23 protein-coding genes and 1 other RNA gene are annotated in these 23,123 nt (G+C 67.2%); 16 read left to right on the forward strand and 8 right to left on the reverse strand.

Going from position 1 to position 23,123, the window contains the following annotated elements:
* Positions 1-104 precede the first annotated feature (104 nt).
* Entirely contained in the window at positions 105-602 is a 498-nt protein-coding gene (locus RDV64_RS13265) for a DUF2244 domain-containing protein (RefSeq protein ID WP_309199503.1), read from the reverse strand.
* A 115-nt stretch (positions 603-717) separates the two neighbouring features.
* On the opposite strand from RDV64_RS13265, the gene RDV64_RS13270 reads away from it, so the two are divergent.
* The 6 genes from RDV64_RS13270 to recR all read left to right on the forward strand — a co-directional run bounded on the left by RDV64_RS13270 (position 718) and on the right by recR (position 5,856).
* A complete protein-coding gene (locus tag RDV64_RS13270) occupies positions 718-2,385 on the forward strand; it encodes an ABC transporter permease subunit (RefSeq protein WP_309195398.1) in 1,668 nt (555 codons plus the stop codon).
* Entirely contained in the window at positions 2,382-3,032 is a 651-nt protein-coding gene (locus RDV64_RS13275) for an ATP-binding cassette domain-containing protein (protein ID WP_309195399.1), read from the forward strand. The genes RDV64_RS13270 and RDV64_RS13275 overlap by 4 nt, the downstream gene beginning before the upstream one ends.
* A 17-nt stretch (positions 3,033-3,049) precedes the next feature.
* Positions 3,050-3,147, forward strand: an RNA gene (gene ffs, locus RDV64_RS13280) — signal recognition particle sRNA small type.
* A gap of 73 nt (positions 3,148-3,220) precedes the next feature.
* Positions 3,221-4,915 (forward strand): DNA polymerase III subunit gamma/tau, encoded by a 1,695-nt coding sequence (locus tag RDV64_RS13285; RefSeq protein ID WP_309195400.1) that lies wholly within the window; start codon positions 3,221-3,223, stop codon positions 4,913-4,915.
* A 1-nt stretch (position 4,916) separates the two neighbouring features.
* Entirely contained in the window at positions 4,917-5,240 is a 324-nt protein-coding gene (locus tag RDV64_RS13290; protein WP_309195401.1) for a YbaB/EbfC family nucleoid-associated protein, read from the forward strand.
* 7 nt (positions 5,241-5,247) lie between these two features.
* The gene (gene recR / locus RDV64_RS13295) at positions 5,248-5,856 is read left to right on the forward strand and encodes a recombination mediator RecR (protein ID WP_309199504.1); all 609 of its coding nucleotides are present in this window, start codon (positions 5,248-5,250) and stop codon (positions 5,854-5,856) included.
* Positions 5,857-5,874: 18 nt separating this feature from the next.
* Here the strand turns inward: recR and RDV64_RS13300 are convergent, their stop codons facing one another.
* From RDV64_RS13300 to RDV64_RS13310, 3 genes are read right to left on the reverse strand one after another with little or no spacing between them, the layout of a single operon-like run.
* Complete coding sequence (locus RDV64_RS13300; protein WP_309195402.1) at positions 5,875-6,558, reverse strand: NAD(P)/FAD-dependent oxidoreductase; 684 nt, start codon at positions 6,556-6,558, stop codon at positions 5,875-5,877.
* Positions 6,530-6,757: an FAD-dependent oxidoreductase gene (locus RDV64_RS13305; protein WP_309195403.1), complete on the reverse strand. Its 228-nt coding sequence runs from the start codon at positions 6,755-6,757 to the stop codon at positions 6,530-6,532. The genes RDV64_RS13300 and RDV64_RS13305 overlap by 29 nt, the downstream gene beginning before the upstream one ends.
* The gene (locus RDV64_RS13310) at positions 6,754-7,206 is read right to left on the reverse strand and encodes an Rrf2 family transcriptional regulator (RefSeq protein ID WP_309195404.1); all 453 of its coding nucleotides are present in this window, start codon (positions 7,204-7,206) and stop codon (positions 6,754-6,756) included. Before RDV64_RS13310 ends, RDV64_RS13305 begins: the two co-directional genes overlap by 4 nt.
* A 144-nt stretch (positions 7,207-7,350) precedes the next feature.
* On the opposite strand from RDV64_RS13310, the gene RDV64_RS13315 reads away from it, so the two are divergent.
* Positions 7,351-7,836: an MmcB family DNA repair protein gene (locus tag RDV64_RS13315; protein WP_309195405.1), complete on the forward strand. Its 486-nt coding sequence runs from the start codon at positions 7,351-7,353 to the stop codon at positions 7,834-7,836.
* Between the two features lie 3 nt (positions 7,837-7,839).
* Here RDV64_RS13315 and hemF read toward each other — a convergent pair whose 3' ends face one another.
* Positions 7,840-8,763, reverse strand: a complete 924-nt coding sequence (gene hemF / locus RDV64_RS13320) for an oxygen-dependent coproporphyrinogen oxidase (protein ID WP_309195406.1) — start codon at positions 8,761-8,763, stop codon at positions 7,840-7,842.
* A complete protein-coding gene (locus tag RDV64_RS13325; protein ID WP_309195407.1) occupies positions 8,760-9,221 on the reverse strand; it encodes a tRNA (cytidine(34)-2'-O)-methyltransferase in 462 nt (153 codons plus the stop codon). The genes hemF and RDV64_RS13325 overlap by 4 nt, the downstream gene beginning before the upstream one ends.
* 176 nt (positions 9,222-9,397) lie before the next feature.
* Between RDV64_RS13325 and petA the strand changes: the two genes are divergently transcribed.
* From petA to phnN, 4 genes are all read left to right on the forward strand, one after another.
* Positions 9,398-9,976: a ubiquinol-cytochrome c reductase iron-sulfur subunit gene (gene petA / locus RDV64_RS13330; RefSeq protein ID WP_309195408.1), complete on the forward strand. Its 579-nt coding sequence runs from the start codon at positions 9,398-9,400 to the stop codon at positions 9,974-9,976.
* A 23-nt stretch (positions 9,977-9,999) separates the two neighbouring features.
* Complete coding sequence (locus tag RDV64_RS13335; protein ID WP_309195409.1) at positions 10,000-11,370, forward strand: cytochrome b N-terminal domain-containing protein; 1,371 nt, start codon at positions 10,000-10,002, stop codon at positions 11,368-11,370.
* Positions 11,371-11,375: 5 nt separating this feature from the next.
* Positions 11,376-12,230, forward strand: coding sequence for a cytochrome c1 (locus RDV64_RS13340; protein ID WP_309195410.1), 855 nt, complete (start codon positions 11,376-11,378; stop codon positions 12,228-12,230).
* A 311-nt stretch (positions 12,231-12,541) separates the two neighbouring features.
* Complete coding sequence (gene phnN / locus RDV64_RS13345; protein ID WP_309195411.1) at positions 12,542-14,674, forward strand: phosphonate metabolism protein/1,5-bisphosphokinase (PRPP-forming) PhnN; 2,133 nt, start codon at positions 12,542-12,544, stop codon at positions 14,672-14,674.
* Positions 14,675-14,683: 9 nt separating this feature from the next.
* Here phnN and RDV64_RS13350 read toward each other — a convergent pair whose 3' ends face one another.
* Positions 14,684-15,877 (reverse strand): glycosyltransferase family 1 protein, encoded by a 1,194-nt coding sequence (locus RDV64_RS13350; RefSeq protein WP_309195412.1) that lies wholly within the window; start codon positions 15,875-15,877, stop codon positions 14,684-14,686.
* 69 nt (positions 15,878-15,946) lie between these two features.
* Between RDV64_RS13350 and RDV64_RS13355 the strand changes: the two genes are divergently transcribed.
* The 4 genes from RDV64_RS13355 to lpdA all read left to right on the forward strand — a co-directional run bounded on the left by RDV64_RS13355 (position 15,947) and on the right by lpdA (position 20,612).
* Complete coding sequence (locus RDV64_RS13355) at positions 15,947-16,261, forward strand: hypothetical protein (protein WP_309195413.1); 315 nt, start codon at positions 15,947-15,949, stop codon at positions 16,259-16,261.
* Positions 16,261-16,860 (forward strand): serine protease, encoded by a 600-nt coding sequence (locus RDV64_RS13360; protein ID WP_309195414.1) that lies wholly within the window; start codon positions 16,261-16,263, stop codon positions 16,858-16,860. The genes RDV64_RS13355 and RDV64_RS13360 overlap by 1 nt, the downstream gene beginning before the upstream one ends.
* A gap of 120 nt (positions 16,861-16,980) precedes the next feature.
* The gene (glyS, locus tag RDV64_RS13365; protein ID WP_309199505.1) at positions 16,981-19,161 is read left to right on the forward strand and encodes a glycine--tRNA ligase subunit beta; all 2,181 of its coding nucleotides are present in this window, start codon (positions 16,981-16,983) and stop codon (positions 19,159-19,161) included.
* A gap of 32 nt (positions 19,162-19,193) precedes the next feature.
* The gene (gene lpdA / locus RDV64_RS13370; protein ID WP_309195415.1) at positions 19,194-20,612 is read left to right on the forward strand and encodes a dihydrolipoyl dehydrogenase; all 1,419 of its coding nucleotides are present in this window, start codon (positions 19,194-19,196) and stop codon (positions 20,610-20,612) included.
* Positions 20,613-20,737: 125 nt separating this feature from the next.
* On the opposite strand, the gene RDV64_RS13375 is transcribed toward lpdA, so the two are convergent.
* Positions 20,738-21,730, reverse strand: coding sequence for a hypothetical protein (locus tag RDV64_RS13375; protein ID WP_309195416.1), 993 nt, complete (start codon positions 21,728-21,730; stop codon positions 20,738-20,740).
* Positions 21,731-21,904: 174 nt separating this feature from the next.
* Here RDV64_RS13375 and RDV64_RS13380 point away from each other — a divergent pair, with 174 nt between their 5' ends.
* The gene (locus RDV64_RS13380) at positions 21,905-22,987 is read left to right on the forward strand and encodes an OmpA family protein (protein WP_309195417.1); all 1,083 of its coding nucleotides are present in this window, start codon (positions 21,905-21,907) and stop codon (positions 22,985-22,987) included.
* Positions 22,988-23,123: the final 136 nt, after the last annotated feature.

Raw genomic sequence — 23,123 nt, forward strand, 5'->3', positions numbered from 1 at the left:
CGCTCGGTTGCACCAACGTCCCGCCAAACAGAAATGCCGGGATCAGGCTGCAAACTTTAGGCAAGCTGGCTTGCACCGGGCTGTGATGCGGAGGGCGCCAGCGTTCAGGCGGGGGCAGCGGAGCGGCGCGCGCGGTCCAGCGCATCGGCGAAGGCCGTGGCAAACGACGCCCGGTCGTCCGGATTGAGGAAGGCGCCGATCACGACCACCTTGCCGTGGGAGCCAAGGTCGATCCGCGTGACGCCTTCTTCTTCCTGCCGGATGATCGTGAGGCGCGCCCAGAAGGGATTGAAACGGTGCTCCGTCACCGCGCCGGCGGCGGTGACCTTGCGCACCAGCACCTCGCTTTCGCTGACGGCAATTTCCTCGAACTGGCGGCCTGCGCGATAGCTGAGTTTGAAGCAGACGTAGATGAGCAGAACGTCGAGCACGGAAAAGATGGCGACGGGCCACGCGCCCAGCGCCAGTGCGCGCAGCGCGCCAAAGCCCATGATGGCTGTGATGCCTGCCATCATGACAAAAAAGCCGCGGCGGCTTAGCGAACGATGCGGATAGAGCACAGCGTGAAAGGCGCCGGGCGATGTTTGATCCATGGAATGCATTATACGTCGCGCGGCGAAGGATGCGAAGGTTCTGATGTCGCAATTGAAAGCTGAAGGCCTCCCGCGCAAGCCACGCGCAAGCCACATCGCGTCCAATGGAGGAACCACCGCACCTTTGAGCTGGCGGCTCGTCTCCATGGTGGTGAGTGCGGTGCTTGTGGTGCCGGTGGTGGCCGGGCTTGTGGGCGTCATTGTCCCGGCAATGGGGTATTTTCCGGCGCTGGGCGCGCGGGAGCCGGGCTTTCAGGTGCTTGCGGCTTTTGCCGCGGAGCCCGGAATTGCGCGCTCCATTGCCGTCAGCGCGCTGTCGGGGCTTGTGGCCACGGCGGTCTCGCTGGTGCTGACGGCGCTGATTCTGGCGGCGGCCTTCGCAACGCGGACACTTGGCGTTGCCGAACGGTTGCTGGCGCCCATCCTTTCGGTGCCCCATGCGGCTGCGGCGCTGGGGTTCGTGTTCCTGTTCGCGCCCTCGGGCTTCCTGTTGCGGCTGGTGTCGCCCTGGGCAACCGGCCTCGACGTGCCGCCCGACATTGCGATCCTGCGCGACCCCTGGGGCTGGTCGCTGGCAGCCGCTCTGGTGGTGAAGGAGACGCCGTTCCTCTTTCTGATGGCGCTGGCGGCATTGCGCCAGGTGCGGGCGGGCGAACGGGCGGCCGTGGCGCGAACGCTGGGCTACGGGCCAATGACCGCGTTCCTGCATGCGGTGTGGCCGCTCGTCTACCGTCAGATCCGCCTGCCTGTGCTGGCGACCCTCGCGTTCGCCGTATCGGTGGTGGACATGGCGCTTATTCTGGGGCCGACACGCCCTGCGCCGTTGTCGGTGCGGATCGTCGGCTGGCTCCAGTCCACCGACCTTGCGGACTGGATGATCGGCAGTGCAGGCGCCTTTGCCATGGCGGTGCTGGCCGGCGCGACGATTTGCCTGTGGCTTGCAGCCGAGGTTGCGGTGGGTGCTGTCATGCGGTCGGCGGCGCTGTCCGGCGCGCGCCTTACCCGCGACGGGGCCGTGCGGACGCTGGTGCTGAGCGCCGCCGGGCTTGGCGTTGCGGTGGTCTTCTGCGGTTTCGGCGGGCTCATCGTCCAGTCCTTCGCGGGATATTGGCCATTTCCGCAAACCTGGCCCGGCACGATGAATCTGTCGGCCTGGACGCAGCGTTTGCCCATGGCCGCTGGCACCTTGCAGGCGACGCTGCTGCTGGCGCTCGGCGCGACCGTTGTGGCGCTGCCGCTGGCCGTGCTCCTCCTTGAAGCGCAGCGGCGCGGGGCGCGGGTGTGGTGGCTCATCTATGCGCCGCTGATTGCGCCGCAGGTGGCCTTCCTGTTCGGCCTCAACGTGCTTGCCATTGCTGCCGGCTTGCAGCCCGGCGCGGTGGCGGTGACGTTGTGCCACGCGCTGTTTGCGCTGCCTTACGCCCTCATTGCGCTATCAGGCCCATGGCAGGCGCTGGACCCGCGCTACGAGGCGGTGGCCGCAAGCGTGGGCGCGGGGCCGGTGCGCCGGCTCTTTACCGTGCGGCTTCCCATGTTGTTTCCACCGCTGTGCGTGGCGGCGGCTCTTTGCGTTGCCGTCAGCGTCGGGCTTTACCTGCCGACGCAGTTGATTGGGGGCGGGCGCGTGGTGACGGTAACGACGGAGGCCGTAACGGCAGCAAGCGGCGGCGACCGGCGGCTGATCGGCATTTTCGCCAGCTTGCAGCTTGTCCTGCCCTTTGCCGCATTTGCGCTGGCCCGCGGCGCGCCGCGGCTGGTGCGCGGCGTGCGCCGTGCCGGGTTCGCCGCGTGAGCCTTGTCTTGGACGACTACCGCGTTGCGCTAGGCGGGCGGACGCTGGCGCGCCTTTCGGTCACCGTGGCGCCGGGCGAAGTGCTTTCGGTGATGGGGCCTTCGGGTATTGGCAAGTCCTCTCTCCTTCTGGGGATTGCGGGGCTTTTGCCGCCGGGTTTTGCGGTGGAGGGTGCTGTGCGGCTTGGCGCTGCCGACCTTCTGGCGCTGCCGCCCGAGCGGCGCGGCGTTGGCATGATGTTTCAGGACCCGTTGCTTTTTCCCCACATGTCGGTGCTGGGCAATGTGATGTTTGCCGTCCCGCGCACTGCCGGAGGGAGGGCAGCCCGCCGGAACGCGGCCATGGCGGCGCTGCAGCGGGTTGCCATGGCCGATCTTGCAAGGCGCGACCCGGCAACCCTGTCCGGCGGGCAGAACAGCCGCGTGGCGCTGGCGCGGACGCTGGCGGGTGCCCCCCGCGCGCTGCTGCTGGACGAGCCGTTTTCGGCGCTGGACCAGGCGCTGCGGGCCGCAACGCGGGCCATCGTCTTCGACCTTGCGCGCCAGGACGGGCTCCCCGTGGTGATGGTCAGCCACGACCCCGACGATGCCCGCGCTGCAAATGGGCCGGTGATCGATCTGTCTGCGGACTTGCCATTGCCCGAATGACCCTTGATATAGGGGGCGGGAGGTCGGCGGTGGACGGGTCCTTCGCCAACCGGGTCAGGTCGGGAACGAAGCAGCCCTAACGAATTCGGTCCGGGTCATTGTCCGGCCTCCTATCCGCCAGCCCCTTCGCTTTGAGCCCAGGCGATGCGACCGCGCCGCCCGACCCTTGAGAGCGGCACGGAGTTGAAATGGCCGACGCCACCCTTCCAGACCCCGCCCCAGCGGCCGAGGCCGGCGCCTACAGGGTGCTCGCCCGCAAATACCGCCCCAGCCACTTCGGCGAGCTGATCGGCCAAGAGCCGATGGTGCGCACCCTGCGCAACGCGTTCGCGCACCAGCGCATTCCGCAGGCGTGGATGCTGACCGGCGTGCGCGGCGTGGGCAAGACCACCACCGCCCGCATTCTCGCCCGCGCGCTCAATTATGAGCGCGATGGCGAGCCCCGCGAGCCGACGGTCGATTTCACCGAACCCGGCCGTCACTGTCAGGCGATCATGGAAGGCCGGCACGTCGACGTCATCGAGATGGACGCCGCCAGCCACACCGGCATCAACGACATTCGCGAGATCACCGATGCAGCGCGCTACAAGCCCGTATCGGCGCTCTACAAGGTCTACATCATCGACGAAGTGCACATGCTTTCAACGGCGGCCTTCAACGGCCTGTTGAAGACGCTCGAAGAGCCGCCTGCGCACGTCAAGTTCATCTTCGCGACCACCGAAATCCGCAAGGTGCCGGTGACGGTTCTGTCGCGCTGCCAGCGGTTCGATCTCCGCCGCATCGAGGTTGGCGAACTCTCCAGCCACCTTGCCAGGGTCGCAACGGCTGAAGGCGTCACCGTCGACGAGCCCGCACTGGCGATGATCGCGCGGGCTGCGGAAGGCTCCGTGCGCGATTCGCTGTCGCTGCTGGATCAGGCCATCGCCCATGGTGGCGGCAACGTGTCGGCCGACGACCTGCGCGACATGCTGGGCCTTGCCGACCGTGCGCGTGTCGTCGATCTCTTCGAGCTGGTGATGAAGGGGGAGGCGGCCGGTGCGCTTGCCGAACTTGGCGCCCAGTACGAGGTGGGTGCCGACCCCGTGGTGGTGCTCAGCGACCTCGCGGCGTTCGTTCACCAGGTGACGCGGCAGAAGGTGACCAACGCGCCGCCGGAGCCCGGCGAACCAGAGACCGTGCGCGAACGCTCTGCCGTCTTTGCAGGCACGCTCGGCATGGCGGCTTTGTCGCGCATGTGGCAGGCGCTGCTGGCCGGGATCGCAGAAGTACAGACGGCGCCCAAGCCCGTGATGGCGGCCGAAATGGTGCTGATCCGCCTTTGCTACATGGCGAGCCTTCCCGAGCCGGACGGCTTGCCCTTTGGCGACGCCCCGGCCGGACGCGGGGGAGGGGCCGGGGGCGGCGGGACCCATGCGCCTGCTGCACCAGCGCGGGCGGCGCCGGTGGCCTCCGCGCCTGCGGGGCCCGAGGCGCAGGCCCGCAAGGCGCCGCCGCAGCCGCAGAGCTTTGCCGCCGTGGCGCGGCTTCTCGAAGGCAACGTCATGCTGCGGCGGCAGGTGGAGCGGGACATGCGTCTCGTCAGCTTCGAGCCGGGGCGGATCGAGGTGTCGCTGCTTGAGGACGCCGAGCCGACGGTGGCCGGCGCGCTCGGCCAGAAGCTGACCGAGCTGACGCGCCGCCGCTGGATTGTCACCGTCAGCGAAGGCAGCACTGCGCCGACCTTGCACGAGGCCTTTGTTTCCGAGCAGGTCGCCCTCAAGGAAGACGCCAAGAGCGACCCGCTGGTGCGCGCGCTGCTGGAACGCTTCGCCGACGCCGAGATTACCGAAGTCAGAAAGAACGAGGACGCGCCGGCCGGCAAGGCTGCGCGCAGCGAGGGTTAGAATGGACATTCTGAAGATGATGGGCAAAGCGCGGGAAATTCAGTCCCGCATGGGCGAGCTTCAGGAGGAGATGAAAACCCTCGAAGCCACCGGAGAATCCGGTGCCGGCGCCGTCGTTGCCCGCGTCAACGGCCAGATGGCGCTGGTGTCCCTCAAGATAGACCCGGCGATGCTGAAGCCGGAAGAGGCCGAGATTGTGGAAGACTTGGTGATTGCGGCCTGCAACGACGCGCGCGAAAAGGTCGGCGCTCTGGTGCAGGAGCGCACCCAGGGCATGATGGGCGACATGGGGCTGCCCGCAGGCTTCAAGCTGCCGTTCGGCTGAGCCGGGCCTGCCCGTGGCCGTCGCCGGCGCAGAAATCGAACGCCTGATCACGCTTCTGGCAAAGCTTCCGGGTCTCGGGCCACGCTCGGCCCGGCGTGCGGCGTTGCATATGGTGAAAAAGCGCGAGTCCCTGCTGGGACCGCTGGCCGCCGCCATCACCGAGGTGGGCGAGCGCGTCAGCGTGTGCACCGTGTGCGGCAACGTCGACACCTCCAACCCCTGCACGGTCTGCCTCGATGCGTCGCGCGATCCCGCCGTCATCATTGTGGTGGAGGACGTTGCGGACCTCTGGGCGCTGGAGCGGGCCGCCGTCATGCGCGCGCGCTACCATGTGCTGGGCGGCACAATTTCCGCCATCGACGGGTTCGGCCCGGAGGACATCGGCATCGGCAAGCTGGTGGAGCGAGCCGCCGACCCGTCCGTGCGCGAGGTGGTGCTGGCCATGAACGCCACGGTGGAGGGCCAGACCACGGCCCACTACATCATCGAACGGCTGGAGGCGCTGAACCTCACCGTGTCGCGCCTCGCGTCCGGCGTGCCGATCGGCGGCGAACTCGACTATCTGGACGAGGGCACGCTGGCCGCCGCCATCAACCAGCGCCGCCCCTTCGGCTGATCGCTGCCCGACATCACCTCAGAAGATGAGGGACTGGTGGGCGCGGGCGCCGGTCATTGCGCCGCTCGCCACCGCAAGCGAAATCGAATGCGGCGCCGCAGCAGCATCGCCGCAGGCAAAGACACCCGGCACGGATGTCTCGCCGGTCCCGTCGACGCGGATCTGCGTCCCGAACGGGCTCTCTTCCACCGCGCAGCCGAGCGTTGCGGCAAGGCCGGTGGACGGGGCGTTTCTCGGTGCCACAAAAATGCCGGCGAAGGGGAGGACGCGCCCGTCCGCAAGGCGTACGTCGGCCGTGCCTTCGATGCGGGTGACGGCGCTTCGCTCGGTCGCGATCTTGCGCGCCGCCAGCGCCTGAAGGTCGGCATCGGCGGGGACGAAGGCGTCGTTGAGGAGAAGGGTGACCGGTCCCCAGTCTGCGCAGACCAACGCCTGGTGAATGGCAATTTCCCCGCTTGCCAGCACCGCGATGGGCTGTCCGTCCAGCTCGTAGCCATGACAGTAGGGGCAGTGGAGGATGGAATTGCCCCACCGCTCCGCCAGCCCCTTGACCGGGGGAAGCGTGTCCGAAACCCCGATTGCGAGGATCAGCCGCTTGCCGGAATGCGCACTGCCGTCGGCCAGCCGAACGGTGATGCCGTCCGCTTCCGCGCTCGCCGTTGTCGCCATGCCGTCAATCCAGCTGAGCGCGGGGTAGGCCATCAGCTGGGCCTTGGCGGCCCCGTGCGATGTCGGCCGGCGGTGTGCCGTCCTGGCTAATGAAGCCGTGCGCGTGTGAGGCGGCGCGGTTGCGCGGCAATCCGGCGTCGACCACCAGGACGGGGCGGCGCGCGCGAACGAGCTGCAGCGCAGCCGCCATGCCGGAATAGCTGCCACCTATGATGATGACATCGTGGATCATCGGCTGTCCTCATTGGTCCGGCGCCAGTGGGCCTGTCGCTGGCGGAATTCGGCTGCGAGGTCGTCAAGGGTCACGGAGGCGAAGCGGGCCAGAAGCAGTGCCTCCACTTCGCCAAGCGTCTCGTCGATGAGGGTGTTGACCGACTGTTCGACCAGACACGCAGGATTTTCAGTGCGGTTGCCGATGGCGAAGACCGCCGGCTCGCCGAGCGCTACGTGCAACTGACGCAGGGTGATGTCCGCAAGGTTGGCCGAGATGGTCCACCCGCCGGCGTGGCCTTTTTGCGATCTGACGAACCCCGCCTCGCGCAGGAAACCCATCGTCCGCCGCACCACAACCGGGTTGGTGTTCATGCACCTTGCGATTTCCTCGGAGCGCATCGGCCCGTCGTGGTCGGCCATGTGGAGGACGGCGTGGAGTACGGAAGAGAGACGGCTGTCGCATTTCATGTAACTTTGATTATTGCATGAAATGCGGTTGCGCAAGCCTGCGCCGCAGTCCGGATGCTTGACCGCGGCGGGCTGGTCTGGATCTATCGCTGTTCTGGGTTCGTGCTCGCGCGCATAGCCCTTTGCAGGGAGTTCTGGCAGGTCATGCCGATGTTTTGCGCCCTCGATGTGGAGCCGATGCTGGACGGCCGCCAGTCCCCTGCCGCGCTGAAGGTGCGGCGCGGGGTGGGGCGGTTGTTGCGCGAAATGGGCCACGGTGTGGTGCCGGAGCTGATTTTGCCCTCCGGCCGCCGTGCCGATCTCATCACCCTTGGCGCAGATGGCGAGATCTGGATCGTGGAGATAAAATCCTGCCTTGCTGATTTTCGCGCCGACAGCAAGTGGCCGCAATACAAGGCATATTGCGACCGGCTGTTCTTCGCATCGACACCCGAGGTGGGTGACATCTTCCCGCAAGGGGAGGGCCTCATCATGACCGATGGCTTCGAGGCAGAAATCATCCGCCCCGCAACCGTATCCCGGCTTGCCGCCCCTGCACGGCGCACCCTGACGCTGCGCATTGCGCAGACCGCATCGCGCCGGCTGCACGAGATGGAAGACCCCAGCCCGCGCATTGCCGTGCCGAACTGACCTTCAGGGAAAGCGCACCGTGGGGGGCATGGAGGAGAGGATCGACTCCACGTTGCCGCCGGTCTTCAGGCCGAAGATGGTGCCGCGGTCATGCAGGAGGTTGAACTCCACGTAGCGGCCGCGGCGGATCTGCTGCTCGGTGCGGTCGGCCTCGGTCCACGGTTCGTGCATGGTGCGCCGTGCGATGGCGCTGTAGGCGGCCATGAAGGTGCGGCCGATGTCCTTGGTGAGGGCAAGGTCGGCGTCCCAGTCGCCGGAGAACTGGTAGTCGTAAAAGACGCCGCCGATGCCGCGCATCTCGCTGCCGCGGTGGGGGAGCGAGAAATATTCGTCGCACCATGCCTTGTCGGTGGCGTAGTCGCGCACGCCCTCGTGCCGACCGTAGCAGTCACGGAAGGCGTCGTGGAAGAGGACGGTGTCGGGGTGGTCCTGGCCGCGCCGGCGGTCGAGCATTGGCGTCAGGTCGGCGCCGCCGCCCAGCCAGTTGCGCGTGGTCACCACGTAGCGGGTGTTCATGTGCACGGTGGGGACGTGGGGGTTCCACGGGTGGGCGATCAGCGAGATGCCGGAGGCCCAGAATTTGGGGTCTTCCGCAGCGCCGGGGATCTGGCCGCGGAACTGCTCGGAAAACGTGCCATGGACGGTGGAGGTGTGAACGCCGGCCTTTTCGAACAGGCGCCCGTTCAGCATTCCCATGGTGCCGCCGCCACCGTCCGCGCCATCGTGGTTGGTGCGTTGCCACGGCGAGCGCTCGAACGCGCCGGGTGTATCCGCCTCGGAGACGGGCGGGGCTTCGGCTTCCAGTTCCTCGAACAGCGTGTGGATCTGGCGTTGCAGGTCTTCGAACCAGTGGCGCGCCTCGCTCTGGCGGGCTTGAAGCGTGTCCGCATCGGGCAGCGGGCCGCCTTTCTGGGCAGCGTTCGTCATGAAGGGCCTTTCGGGTTCAGTTGGTGGGTTGTGGAGAGCGCCTGCCACAGGCCGATGGACACGGCGACGGCAAGGTTGAGGGAACGGGCGCCAGGGGCAAGGGGGATGCGTACCTGCGCGTCTGCGGCGTCATGGACGGCATCGGGCACACCGGCCGATTCGCGCCCGAACAGGAGTGTGTCGTCCGGCGCAAACGAAAACGCCTCCAGCGACGCGGTGCCGCGGGTGGTGAAAAGGACAATTCTGCCGCATGCGGCACTTTTGAAATTATCGAAACTGGTGTGGCGCTTGAGCCGCGCTGTCGCAGCATAGTCGAGCCCGGCGCGGCGTGTGGCACGGTCCGAAAGGTCGAATGCGGCAGGTCCGACAATGTGCACCGCAGCATCAAAGCACACCGCAGTGCGCAGGATTGCTGCGGTGTTTTGTGGGATATCGGGTTCGTAAAGGGCGATGTCCATGGGGCGTTGGGGCGTTCTGTCGGGGTTGGCGGGGCAGCGTCGGCCGGCCAGTTTTCGACCCGCTAGCTCCGCGATACTATGATTTGCGACAACGAGTCTGACCGATTGCGATCTGGACAGAGCGGTCAGGGCGTTGCAATTGGTGCTTGGAACCATTCGAGCGTGGGAGAGGTGCGTTGAGCACAGCTGACGAGACCGGACCTGGAGACGAACATTCGAGGCGCGACTTCCTCTACATCGCGACCGGGGCCGTCGCCGCGGTGGGTGTCGCAGGGATTGCGTGGCCGTTTATCGACCAGATGAACCCGGACGCCTCATCCGAGGCGCTGGCATCCATCGAGGTTGATGTTGCCAACCTTGGGGTCGGCGAATCGATGACGGTGATGTGGCGCGGCAAGCCGGTGTTCATCCGCCGCCGCACCGAGCAGGAAATCGAGGCTGCCAGGGAAACCCCGATGTCCGCGCTGGCGGACACCGAGGCGCGCAACCCCAACCTCGGCGGCGCGGCAGACGAGCTGGCGACCGACGAGAACCGCGCGGCGCCCGAGAACGAGGCCTGGCTGGTGATGATTGGCGTTTGCACGCACCTTGGCTGCATTCCGCTGGGCACCTCCGGCGACTTTGGCGGCTGGTTCTGCCCCTGCCACGGCTCGCACTACGACACGGCCGGCCGTATCCGTAAGGGTCCCGCTCCGGAGAACCTTGCCATTCCGCCTTATGTTTTCGCCTCCGACACTTCGATCGTCGTCGGCTAACCGAATCTTCAGAGAGGACAATCATGGCCGGACACGGGACTTCGTCCTTCCAGCCGCAGAACAAGACGGTCCGCTGGATCGATTCGCGTCTGCCCCTGTTTTCGCTTGCTCACGAGCAGGCCATCGCCTTCCCGACGCCGAAGAACCTCAACTACATGTGGACGTTCGGCGCGATCCTGATGTTCATGCTGATCACCATGATCCTCACGGGCATCACGCTCGCGATGCATTATGCAGCAAACACGGAGCTGGCGTTCAATCAGGTCGAGCACATCATGCGCGATGTGAACTACGGCTGGCTGCTGCGCTACATTCACGCGGTCGGCGCGTCGATGTTCTTCTTTGCGGTGTACATGCACATCGCCCGCGGGCTCTACTACGGCTCCTACAAGGCGCCACGGGAGATCCTGTGGATGCTCGGCGTGATCATCCTCATCCTGATGATGGCCACCGCGTTCATGGGCTACGTGCTGCCCTGGGGGCAGATGTCGGGCTGGGGCGCCACGGTGATCACCAACCTGTTCTCGGCGATCCCGCTGGTCGGGCCTGCGATCGTGGAATGGCTGTGGGGTGGCTTCGCGGTCGATAACCCGACGCTGAACCGCTTCTTCGCGCTCCACTACCTGCTGCCGTTCATGATTGCCGGCATCGTGTTCCTGCACGTTTGGGCGCTGCACATCTCGGGCAACAACAACCCGACCGGCGTCTCGGTGAAGTCCGCCAAGGATACCGTGTCGTTCCACCCCTACGTGACGATGAAGGACGTGTTCGCGCTCGTCTGCTTCATGCTCCTTTACGGCTACTTCGTGTTCTATGCGCCGAACTATCTCGGCCACCCGGACAACTACATCGAGTTCAACCCGCTGGCGACGCCGGCGCACATCGTGCCGGAATGGTATCTCCTGCCGTTCTACGCGATCCTGCGCGCCATCCCGTCCAAGCTCGGCGGCGTGATCGCGATGTTCTCGGCACTCCTGGTGCTGTTCGTGGTGCCGTGGCTCGACACGTCCAAGGTGCGCTCGGCCAAGTACCGGCCGATGTTCAAGATCGCGTTCTGGCTGTTCGTCGTCACCGCGGTGGCGCTGGGCTGGCTCGGTGCACAGCCGGCTGAAGGCGTCTACATCGTTCTGGCGCGGATCTTCACGGCCTACTATTTCGGCTTCTTCCTGGTGCTGATGCCGGTGCTGGGGCTGATCGAGAAACCCAAGCCGATGCCCAATTCCATCTCGGAGGCGGTGCTGCACAAGGACGACGGCCTCCCCAACGCCCAGGACCAGAACTGGATCTGGGGCGGCAAGCGGCAGCGTGGCCGCAATCTGCCGCGCGTTGCCGGTGAACCCGCGGCCGGGGCGCCCACCCAGCCAGGCAGCGCTAACGCAGCGCAGAAGGATTGATCGCAATGACGATGATGAATTGCGGCGCCTTCCTGCGCCGCGCCGCTCTGGCAACCGGCATTGCGGCTTCGCTAGCACTGCCGGCGGCTGCCGCCGAGGGCGAGCAGGTCCACATCCACAAGCACGAATGGTCGTTTGGCGGTGTGTTCGGCCAGTACGAGACCGCGCAGCTCCAGCGCGGGCTCAAGGTTTACCGCGAGGCCTGCGGCATCTGCCACTCCATGCAGCTGGTGGCGTTCCGCTCGCTGACGGACGAGACCGGGCCGCACATGTCCGAGGAGGCCGCCAAGCAGATCGCCTCCGAGTACCGGATCAGCGACATCAACAACGAGACCGGCCAGCCTTTCGAGCGGCCGGCGCTCCTGACCGACAACTTCCCGCCGCCGTTCCCCAACCGGATTGCGGCGGCTGCAGCCAACGGCGGCGCCTACCCGCCCGACTTCTCGCTGCTGGCGAAGGCGCGGGCGGACCACCGCGGTTTCCCGGGCTTCATTGTCGACGCGTTCGCCAACTACCAGGAGAACGGGCCGGACTACATCTACTCGCTGCTGCAGGGCTACGAGGAAGTGCCGCACGGCGTGGAGCCGGTGCCGGGCAAGTACTACAACCCCACCTTCCTGGCGGGGGACTGGATCTCCATGCCGCCGCCGCTGCGCGACGGTCAGGTGACCTACACTGACGGGACGCCCGAAACGCTGGAACAATATTCCGAAGATGTCGCGGCGTTCATGATGTGGGCTGCGGAGCCGAAGCTTGAGCAGCGCAAGGAGATGGGCTTCAAGGTCATGATCTTCCTCGCGGTGCTGGCGCTGCTGCTCTACCTGACCAAGCGCAAGCTCTGGCGCAACATCGAGCACTGATGCTCTGACGCAAAGCCCGGCCCCCGCGGCCGGGCTTTTTCTTTGCCGCAATTGCCATGGTGGAGGCGCGAGGGTTTTGCGCGGGGCGATTACGAGTGCGCGAACTTCCTGCGTGAAACCGGCGCAGCGCCTTCTGTGTGAGGCACGGGCCTTGTATGGAAGGGTCATCGTTCAACACGAAGGGCGTTCCGATGCGAACCGGCCCCGCGGATTTACCGACCCGTCCCCCGGATGACGCTGCGCCGGGCGCTTCCGGCAGCGGTGCACCGCGCGGTATCGCCGCCGCCCGGTCCGATTTGGCAGCCGCCCTGGTGACCCGGAAGGCGCTGCGCGCAGGCACGCGCCCGGCAGGGCACCCCCACTCACACGAGCCGACCCCCGCCAACACATCCGATACGCAGAGCGGCACGCCACCGGCTGAGGGAACGCTTTTTCTGGTGGTGGGGCCGAGTGGCGCCGGCAAGGACACATTGATCGACGGCGCCCGGGCCGCTCTTGCCGGTGACCCCGCGTTCGCCTTCGCGCGGCGGGTGGTGACGCGGCCTGCCGAGGCCGGCGGCGAGGCGCACGAGGCGATGGACGAGGCCAGCTTTGCCGCCGCCGAACGCGCCGGAGCTTTTCTCGCAAGCTGGGGCGCTCACGGGTTGTTCTACGGGGTCCGCCAGGCCGTGCGCGAGGCGCTGGGTGAAGGCCGCAACGTGGTGGTCAACGGCTCGCGGCGGGAAATCGCGGCATTCGAGGCGGCGGCCGCGAGGGTTGTGGTGCTCTCGATCACCGCGCCGCCGGACATTGTGGCAGCGCGGCTCAGGGCGCGCGGCCGGGAGGATGCGTCCGCGGTGGCCGCGCGCCTGTCGCGTGCCGTGCCCATCCGTGCGCACGGCCCGGTGATCGAGATTGCCAACAACGCCACGGCCGATGTGGGGGTCGCGCGTTTTCTGGCAGCCCTTCTGGGGGCAGCGCATCTGCCGCTCACCCTTGCCGCAGCGCCGGTCAGCATGGGCCGCGAGGCGGTGTGTTTTGTGGCGCGCGAAAGCCTGTGCGTGCGCGCCGGTCAGCTGGGTGCGGCCGAGCGGGTGGATGTGGTCGCGGGCAGCCGCAGGGTTCGCGCCCGGCTTGCCCTTTGCGACGCCGGCACGCTGGTGGGGCCGGGGGAGGCGGCACTGTCCGCTCCTGCGCTGGAGCGGCTCGGGCTCGCGTCCGGGTCTGAGGTCACGGTGCAGCGCGCCCGTGCCGCCGGCAGCCGGGATCTCCTGCGGGCCAAGGTGGCTGGCTGCACGCTGGAGACGGCCGAGATCGAGCAGATTGCGCTGGATCTGGTGGCCGGCAACTACAGCGAGGGCGAGACCGCCGGATTTCTGGTCGCCGCCGCGCAGAGCCTCACCACCAGCGAGGTGATTGCGCTGACGCGGGTGCGGGCGGCGCTCGGCAACGCTCTTGTGTGGGACCGGCCGCTGGTTGTGGACAAGCACTCGCTGGGCGGCGTTCCCGGAAGCCGGATTTCGATGATTGCCGTGCCCATTGCCGCTGCCCACGGGCTTTTGGTGCCGAAAATATCGTCGCGCGCGATCACCTCGGCAGCCGGCACAGCGGATGTGATGGAGTGCGCCGCCCGCGTGGATCTGACACGGGCGGACATGGGTGCAGCCATTGCAGCCGCGGGTGCGACCATCGCCTGGAACGGGCGGATCAGCCACAGCCCGCTGGACGATGTGATGAACGCCATCAACCGCCCCCTCGGCATCCGCTCTGCCCTTCTCGACGTGTCGTCGATCCTCTCCAAAAAGCTTCTGGCGGGCGCCACCCATGTGGTGATCGACATTCCGGCCGGGCGAGGCGCCAAGACCGAGACGCGGGCGGAGGCGGCAAAGCTGGCGACCCTGTTCGAGACGGTCGGGTCCGGCGTCGGCCTTACCGTGCGCGCGTTCGTGACCGACGGGAGCCGCGTGATCGGCACGGCGGTGGGGCCGGCGCTGGAGCTGATCGACGTGCGGGCGGTGCTGGAGGGCGCCGCGGGCGCCAGCGCTGCGCTGCGGGAGAAAGCGCTGGATTTTGCCGCTGAAATGCTGGCGTTCGATCCGTCCGTGCCGGTTGGAACCGGGCGGGCACGCGCGGAATCCCTTTTGGAAAGCGGCGCGGCACTTTCTGCCTTCGAGGCGATTGTGGATGCGCAGGGGCGGCGGCAGACGGCAACGCCGGGGCCCTTTGTCCGCACCATCTGCGCGAGCCGCAGCGGCACGGTGGCGGGGATCGACGGTCCGGCGCTGGGCGCTCTGGCACGGGCCGCCGGTGCGCCGGAGGACAAGGGTGCCGGGGTGCGCGTGATCGCGCCGCCTGGGGCTCAAATTGTTGCAGGTGCGCCGGTGCTGGAGGTGGTCGCCAGCCATCAGGACGCGCTGGACTGGAGCCGCACCGTCGATGGCGAGGCGGTTGTCAGCATCGGCTGAGCGGGCGCCTCAGCGGGCGAGCGGCAGCAGTGCGGCCTCGACCGTCTCGAGATGGGACTGCCACGTCGGGGGCGGAACGATGGCGGCGACGCGCGCGGCGTGGGCGGCATCGTCGGTTGCCATGGACAAAATGGCGCGGCGCCACGCCGGGCCGTCCGTGGGGGCGCAATAGATGGCAGCGGCGCCGCCGACTTCGCGGTGGACCGCAAGGTCCGATGCGATCACCGGCACACCCATGTGATGCGCCTCCACAATGGGAAGGCCGAACCCTTCGGCGAAAGATGGCGTCAGCAGGCCGCGGGCGCTGGCAACAATGGCCGCCGCCTCGCTGTCGTTTACCGCGCCATGCACTGTCACGTGGTCGGCCAGTGCGTCGCAGCGGTCGATCAGCTCCAGCGCGGTGTTGTCGTTGCCCCGCCGGCCGATGATGGCGAGATGCGGGGCCACGCCATCGGCTGCCATCTCGCGCCAGATGTGGAGCAGAAGCCCCAGATTCTTGCGGCGGTTGATGCTGGAAAGGTGGACAAAGGTCGGCCGCTGCGCCGGGGCCGGTGCGGCCGGCGCGGCAAGGGAGGGGCCAAGGTGCGCAACCGTGGTGCCGAATTTGGCGGCGGGCGTGATCGCGCGAAGCTCGTCGACCGTGGCCGCGGAGTTGGCGATCACGTGGTCCATATGGGCGGCGATGGCGGCAACACGCCGCCCGTGCAGCAAGGTGGTGCGCCGCGTGTCATATTCGGGGTGCGTCAGGGGGAGCACGTCATGCACGAGCGCCACCTTGGCACCGGGCAGGCCGGCGTAGTTCTGCGGCACGTCCAGCCCTTCGTGGCTGACATTGAGGTAAAGGCTTGGCCGTCCGGCCGGGTTCGGCGCGGTTGCCCCGGACAAGAGCCGCCAGCGGGCGAGCCTCTGCACCGTGCGCTCTGTGCCATAATGAAGGAGGTTGCGGCCCTCGCGGCCAAAGCCGGGCGGGACATCGCGGCCCCAGCGGCGATTGAGGGTGGCAAGCACGGTGGCAAACGTCTGTGCGGAAAGAGCCAGCAGGCCGCGCCTGCTGCGCGTCACCGCAATGCCCTCGAAGAGGGTTTGCCGTGTCAGCCACTCGGCGTACTGAATGTCGACGCGGTCCACCCCGGTGGGCCCACCGAAGTGTTCGTAGCGCCGGAGAAGCCGGCTGATGTCGAGGTAGAGGATCGGGCGCGCCATGGCGCGGTGAAGTGCCGCCGACGGCCACCCGAAGTCAAGCACAACAACAAGACGAGAGGGAGTTGCCCCATGCGAACCATCATCATCGCTGCCCTTCTGGCGGCAGGTTTCGGCGCCACGGCACACGCAGAAGGGCGGCCGGACACGCGCAAGATGACGTGCCAGCAGGTTCAGGCGCTGATCAACCGGGAAGGGCAGGTGGTCATCACCACCGGCGCGCGCACCTACAAGATGTTTGTGACCGACGTGAGCTGGTGCACGCTCTACGATCAGGTGGTCCGCCCCTACCGGGTGCAGACGCGCGACAATGCGCGCTGCACGGTGGTGGGGACCTGCGAGGCGGATCCGTTCGCCGACACGTTCGGTTTCGGTCTGCGCGATTGATGCGCGCTGCAACGTTTCTTGCAGCAGCGGTGCTCCTGTGTGCCGGCGCCCCGCAAGCCCGTGCCAGCGGCACCGAGCCTGCCATCGGCCGGCTCAACCATGCAGGCTTTTCGGCGAGGCGGCATTGCACGTTTGCTGCAATATCCGAGGACACCGCGCTGACCGCGGCCCATTGCGTGGCGGGCGTAGCGCCGGAGAGCCTGACGCTGCTGTACGGCTACTCGCGGATGACATGGGTGGCGGAAGGCGGCGTGAAGGCAGTGGAACCGCTGGGCGGCGACCTTGTGGCCCTGTGTCTCGCCAGCCCGCCGCCGGCGACCCTGCCGCTCGGCCCGCCCGCCGCAACCGACGATCCGATGACCATTGTGGGTTACGGGCAGCCGCGCGTGCACCTTCAACAGCGCGCCGGATGCGATGTGCTGGCCGAGGTCGGCGGCATGGAGCTGTTGCTGAGCTGCCCGTCGCCCCGCGGCACGTCTGGCGCGCCGCTCCTTTCGGCGGACGGGGCGGTTGTGGGCGTGATGTCGCGAACGGGACGCGGCTCCTCCATGGCGGTGACCGTGCCGCCAACGGTGGCGACCGTGTGCAAGGCGCCCTGACCGCGACGCCGAAATGGGGCATGGGGGGCAAAGGCAGCCCCCAAGCGCGCCATGGAGGGTTTTGTCCGGCGCCGTCCGGTGCTACCGACCGTCTTCCTGTCTGAACCGGCGTTTCACCCCATGCCCGAACTCTTCGTCGAAATCCTGAGCGAGGAAATCCCTGCGCGGATGCAGCGTCGCGCCGCAGGCGATTTCAAGAAACTCGTCACCGACCACCTTGTGGAGGCGGGCCTCACCTACGAGGGCGCCTATGCCAGCGCCACGCCGCGGCGGCTGATCCTGTCCGTCCAGGGCCTGCCGGCCCGCTCGGCGGAAAAGCGCGAGGAGCGGAAGGGACCGCGCGTCGGCGCCCCCGAAAAGGCGCTCGAGGGCTTCTTGCGCGCCAGCGGGCTTGCCTCCATCGACGCTGCCGAGATCGTGAACGACCCGAAGAAGGGCGATTTTTACGTGGCCCGCACCGTGGTGCCAGGCCGCGAAGCGATCAACGTGTGCGGCGAAGCCATTGTCGAGGCGGTCCGCCGCTTTCCCTGGCCGGTGACGATGCGCTGGGGTGCCGGCTCGGCCGAAGCCGGTGCCATGCGCTGGGTCCGCCCGATGACGTCGATTGTGGCGACCTTCGGCGCAGAGAACGAAGACCCGGAGATCGTGCCGGTCGCGATCGGCGACGTGCCGGTGGGGGACACCACCGTCGGCCATCGTTTTCATGCGCCCGAACCCATCCGCGTCCGCCGGCTCGACGACTATGCGCCTGCCCTCACGCGGGCGAAGGTTATCGTGGACATGGACCGGCGGCGCGACCAGATTCTGGAAGCTGCCAAGAATGCCGTGTTCGCGCTGGGGCTGGAGCTGGTGGACGACCCCGGACTTCTGGAAGAGGTCGCCGGGCTCGTGGAGTGGCCGGTGGTGCTGGTCGGCCACTTCGACGAGGCGACGCTGAGCCTTCCCGAAGAGGTGATCCGCCTCACCATCCGCGTGAACCAGAAATATTTCGTCACCCGCGATGCTTCCACCGGGCAGCTCTCCAACGCCTTCGTGCTGGCGGCCAATATCGAGGCCAGCGACGGTGGGGCGGCGATCATCGCCGGCAACGAGCGCGTGGTTCGCGCGCGCCTGGCCGACGCCCGCTTCTTCTGGGAGCAGGACCTGAAAAATTCGCTGGAAGAGCATCTGGCGACGCTCGGCAACGTGACCTTCCACGACAGGCTCGGCAGCCAGCTGGACCGGGTCGACCGGATCGAGGCACTGGCGCAGCTGATCGCGCCCCGGGTTGGCGCGGATGTTTCGCTTGCCGGACGGGCGGCACGGCTTGCGAAAGCCGACCTTGCCACCGGCATGGTGGGCGAGTTCCCCGAGCTTCAGGGCTACATGGGCCGCCGCTATGCCGCCGTGCAGGGCGAGGACGATGCGATTGCCGCCGCCATCGAGGGCCACTACGCCCCTGTGGGACCGTCGGACGCCGTGCCGGAGGGGAAGGTCGCCATTGCGGTGGCACTCGCCGACAAGCTCGACCAGCTGATGTTCCTCTGGGCCGCGGGCGAAAAGCCGACCGGCTCAGGCGATGCGTTCGGGCTTCGGCGCGCGGCGCTCGGCATCATCCGCATCATTCTGGAGCACAAGCTGCGCCTGCCGCTGCGCGACGCCGCAGGCGAGGGGCTGATCCGCGACGCCTGGGGCGTCCACGGCGGCTCCGAGCTGATGGAAAGCCTGCGGCCGCAGGAGCCGATGGATGCAAGCCCGGAAGAGCGGCTCGCCCGTGCGCAGAATTTCGGCGAAGGGGGCGATCAGCGCGCCTTCCTGGTGGACCGCTTCGTGGTGCAGCAGCGCGACGCCGGCGTGCCGGCCGAGGTAGTCCGCGCCATCCTGCCGACCCTTACCAGCATCGACCTTGTGGACATCACCAACCGCATTGCCGCGCTGACCGCCTTCCTCGCCTCCGACGATGGCACGACGCTGATGGCCGGCTATCGTCGCGCCACCAACATCTTGCGCGCTGAGGAAAAGAAGGACGGCGCAGCCGTGAAGGGTGCCGTGGATGCGGCGGCGCTGGTGGAGGCCGAGGAGAAGGCGCTGGCCGCTGCGGTGTCCGAGGCGGCGGGTGCGGTCTCCGCCGCGGTATCCGGCGAGAATTACGAGGCTGCAATGGCGGCGCTTGCAAGGCTCAGGGCGCCGGTGGACGCCTTCTTCGAGGCGGTGCACGTCAACGCGGACGACCCTGCACTGCGGGCGAACCGTCTGGCGCTTCTGGCCGCCCTGCGCGACGTGACGCGACAAGTGGCGGACTTTTCGCAAATCTCCGGTTAGCATCGGCCAAAATTCTTCGACGAGGAGCGACCATGGCTCAGAACGAGCAGGCATACGACGTCATCATCATCGGCGGCGGGCCGGGCGGGTATGTTGCCGCCATCCGCGCCGCCCAGCTCGGGCTGAAGGCCGCTGTGGCGGAGAACAAGCATCTGGGCGGCATCTGCCTCAACTGGGGCTGCATCCCCACCAAGGCGCTGCTCCGCTCTGCCGAAATCTTCGACCACATGAACCACGCCAAGGATTACGGCCTCTCCGCCAAGGACGTGTCGTTCGACCTTTCCGCCGTGGTGAAGCGCTCGCGCGGGGTGTCAGCACAGCTGAACGGCGGCGTCGGGATGCTCCTGCGCAAGAACAAGGTGGATGTGCTGTGGGGCACGGCCACCATCGAGGCACCGGGCAAGGTGAAGGTGGAGGAGGGCAAGGACGCCCCCAAGGGCGCCAAGGTCGGCGGCACTTACGCGGCCAAGAACATCATCATCGCCACCGGCGCCCGCCCGCGCGTCCTTCCCGGCCTGGAGCCGGACAAGGAGCGGATCTGGACCTATTTCGAGGCGATGGTGCCGAAGGAGCTGCCGAAGTCGCTTCTGGTGGTTGGCTCAGGCGCCATCGGCATCGAGTTTGCGAGCTTCTTCAACTCCATGGGCTCCAAGGTCACCGTGGTGGAGGTGATGGACCAGATCCTGCCGGTGGAAGACGTCGAGATTGCCAAGATCGCCCGCAAGCAACTTGAGAAGAAGGGCCTCGAAATCATCACCGGCGCCAAGGTTGCCGGGATCGAGAAGGGCAAGACGCTGAAGGCCACCATCGAGGCCGGCGGCAAGAAGGAAGTCCGCGAATTCGACCGCGTGATCTCGGCCGTTGGCGTTGTCGGCAACATCGACGGGCTGGGGCTGGAGAAGGTCGGCGTGAAGACCGATCGCGGCATCATTGTCGCCGACGGAATGGGCCGCACCAGCGTCAAGGGCATCTTCGCCATTGGCGACGTGGCGGGGCCGCCGATGCTGGCGCACAAGGCCGAGCACGAAGGCGTCATCTGCGTTGAGGGGATTGCCGGCAAGCACCCGCACGAGATGGACAAGGGCAAGATCCCCGGTTGCACGTACTGCCAGCCGCAGGTGGCCTCCGTCGGCCTCACCGAAGCCAAGGCCAAGGAAGCGGGCCGCAAGGTGAAGGTCGGCCGCTTCCCGTTCATCGGCAACGGCAAGGCAATTGCGCTCGGCGAACCCGACGGCATGGTGAAGACGGTGTTCGACGCCACCACCGGCGAGCTTCTGGGCGCGCACATGGTGGGCGCCGAAGTGACCGAGCTGATCCAGGGTTTCGTGGTGGCGATGAACCTTGAAACCACCGAGGAAGACCTGATGCACGCGGTCTTCCCGCACCCGACCCTGTCGGAAATGATGCACGAGTCGGTGCTGGATGCTTACGGGCGCGCCATCCACATCTGAGCGCAGATCAGACGACGACGCGGCAATCTCTTGAGGGGGCTTTCGGGGGTCCCCTCATTATTCTGGCGAGACGGCTGAACCACGCCGGGCGTTGCATTGTTCAGAAACAGTACATTCACTGCCCGCTATCCAGCCACCCGATAAAAGAACGAGGATACGCAATGCGCCAGATGGCTAAATTGTTTGTGGTTGGCCTGACAACCTTCGGGTTGATGTCGCCGGGTCTTGCCAAGGTTGCAGAAAGTGTGCCCGCTTCGGCAGGCGTGGCGACACCGTTCGTGCGAACGGCGGCACCGAGTGAGCCGGGTTTGCAGGTTGGGCAGCTTTCCGATGAGGAGCGCAAGCGCCGCCGCGAGCTGCGCCTGCAGCGTCAGCAGCAGAAGCAGGGTCAGAATCAAAACCAGAACCAACGGCAGCAGCAGCGCCAACAGCAGCGGCAGCAGCAACGACAGCAGCAGCGGCAGCAGCAACGCCAGCAGCGGCAGCAGGAGCAGCGCCAACAGCGCCAGCAGCAGCAACGCCAGCAGAGGCAGCAGGAGCAGCGCCAACAGCGCCAGCAGCAGCAACGCCAGCAGCGGCAGCAGGAGCAGCGCCAACAGCGTCAGCAGCAGCAACGCCAGCAGAGGCAGCAGGAGCAGCGCCAACAGCGCCAGCAGCAGCAACGCCAGCAGAGGCAGCAGGAGCAGCGCCAACAGCGCCAGCAGCAGCAACGCCAGCAGAGGCAGCAGGAGCAGCGCCAGCAGCAGCGGCAGGGCCAGCAGCAGAACCTGACGCCCAACCAGAAGCGGGTTCGTGCCGAGCGGCGCGCCGAACAAGAGCGCTTGCGCCAGCAGCGCCTGCGTGAGCGCAACCAGAACGCGCAGCAGGAGCGCCGCAAAGAGCGGCAGGAAAACCGCGCCAACCGGGAGCGCCGGGAGCTGCGTGAGAAGCGCGCTGCCGAACGGCGTCAGGAGCGGCTGCGTGAGCGCCGGCAAAATGGCGGCAACGAGCAGTTGACCGATGCCGAACGCAAACGCCGCGAACGCCTGCGGGAACAGCGCGCCAACGAGCGCCGTCAGGAGCGTGTCCGCGAGCGCAGGCAGAACACCCAGGCGGAGCGCCGTCAGGAGAGGCAGCAAAGGCAGGAGCGCGAACGCCGGCAGAGCCTGCGCGAGCGGCGTCTGGAACGTCAGCAGCAGAACACGCAGGAGCGGCGTCAGGAGCGCCGGCAGGAGCAGCGTCGCGAGGCCCGTCAGGAACAGCGCAATCTTGAGCGTCGCCGTCAGGTTCGCCAGGAGCGCCGTGCCAATCGTGTGCAGAACGACCGTCGTGCCGAACGCCGGGCCGAGCGCCTGCGTGAGCGGCGGCAGGAGCTGCGCCGCGAAGTGCGCCGCGATCGCCGGGTGAACAACAACGTGGCGCGTAACCGCAACCGCAATATCCGGGTCAACGACTGGGAGCGGCGCCAGCGGCAGCTTCGCCGACAGGCGCGGCGCGATTACCGCAACGACCTGCGCTTCTTCGACCGTGCCGAGCGGATCAACCGCCGCAACCGGCAGATCTACTACAACGACAACCGCTACTTTGTGGTGAACCCGTGGGTGGACCGGTTCGGCTGGCGGGCGAATGCCATCGATCGCTTCGAGCTGAACAATGGCTGGAACGAGACCGTGGTCATTCGCCCCAACGGCGTGCGGGTCGTGACCATCGCTGACGATCGCGGCATCCCGATCCGCCGCTACCGCGAAGTGCCGGGCGCCGCACCGGTGACGTTGTTCAACAACCTGCCGACCTGGTGGGGCAACGATTCCGATGTGGTCATCGACTATGCGCCGCCGCGTGAGCGCTACATCGTCGATCAGTCGATCGCAGCGCCGGAAGTGGTCTACGAGGCCGTGACCGCAGAGCCGGTGCAGGAGCTGGATCGTTCGTTCACGCTGAACCAGGTGCTGGCCAACGAGAACGTGCGCGACTACATGCCCCGCGTGGATGTGGACACCATCACGTTCGCGACCGGTTCGGCTCAAGTGGCGGACAGCCAGATCGACCAGCTGGAGAATATCGGCGTGGCCATCGAGCAGGCTGTCGCCGACAACCCCAACGAGGTCTATCTGATCGAGGGGCACACGGATGCTGTGGGTTCGGACCTGTACAACCTGGAACTGAGCGACGAGCGTGCCTCGTCGGTCGCCGAAGTGCTCACCGAGTATTTCGAGATCCCGCCGGAGAACCTCGTCACCCAGGGCTTCGGTGAGACCTATCTGAAGGTCGATACCCAGGGGGCGAGCGCTGCCAACCGCCGCGTTACGGTGCGCCGGATCACCCCGCTTCTGTCAACCGACGATGAAATCGCCGGTTATGCGGACGACGAGGCTGTCGGCACCACCGCTCAGTAAGGCAGGCTCCCTTCTGCCGCGACGACAAGAAAAGGCCCGCCGGACAACCGGCGGGCCTTTTTGCGTGGTGGCTCCATAATATCTCCGGCGCGGCCAGACCCTTGCGCTTGTCCCCACCTGCCAAAATCGCGTACCG

The organism is Acuticoccus sp. MNP-M23 (genome assembly GCF_031195445.1).
GTDB lineage: Bacteria > Pseudomonadota > Alphaproteobacteria > Rhizobiales > Amorphaceae > Acuticoccus.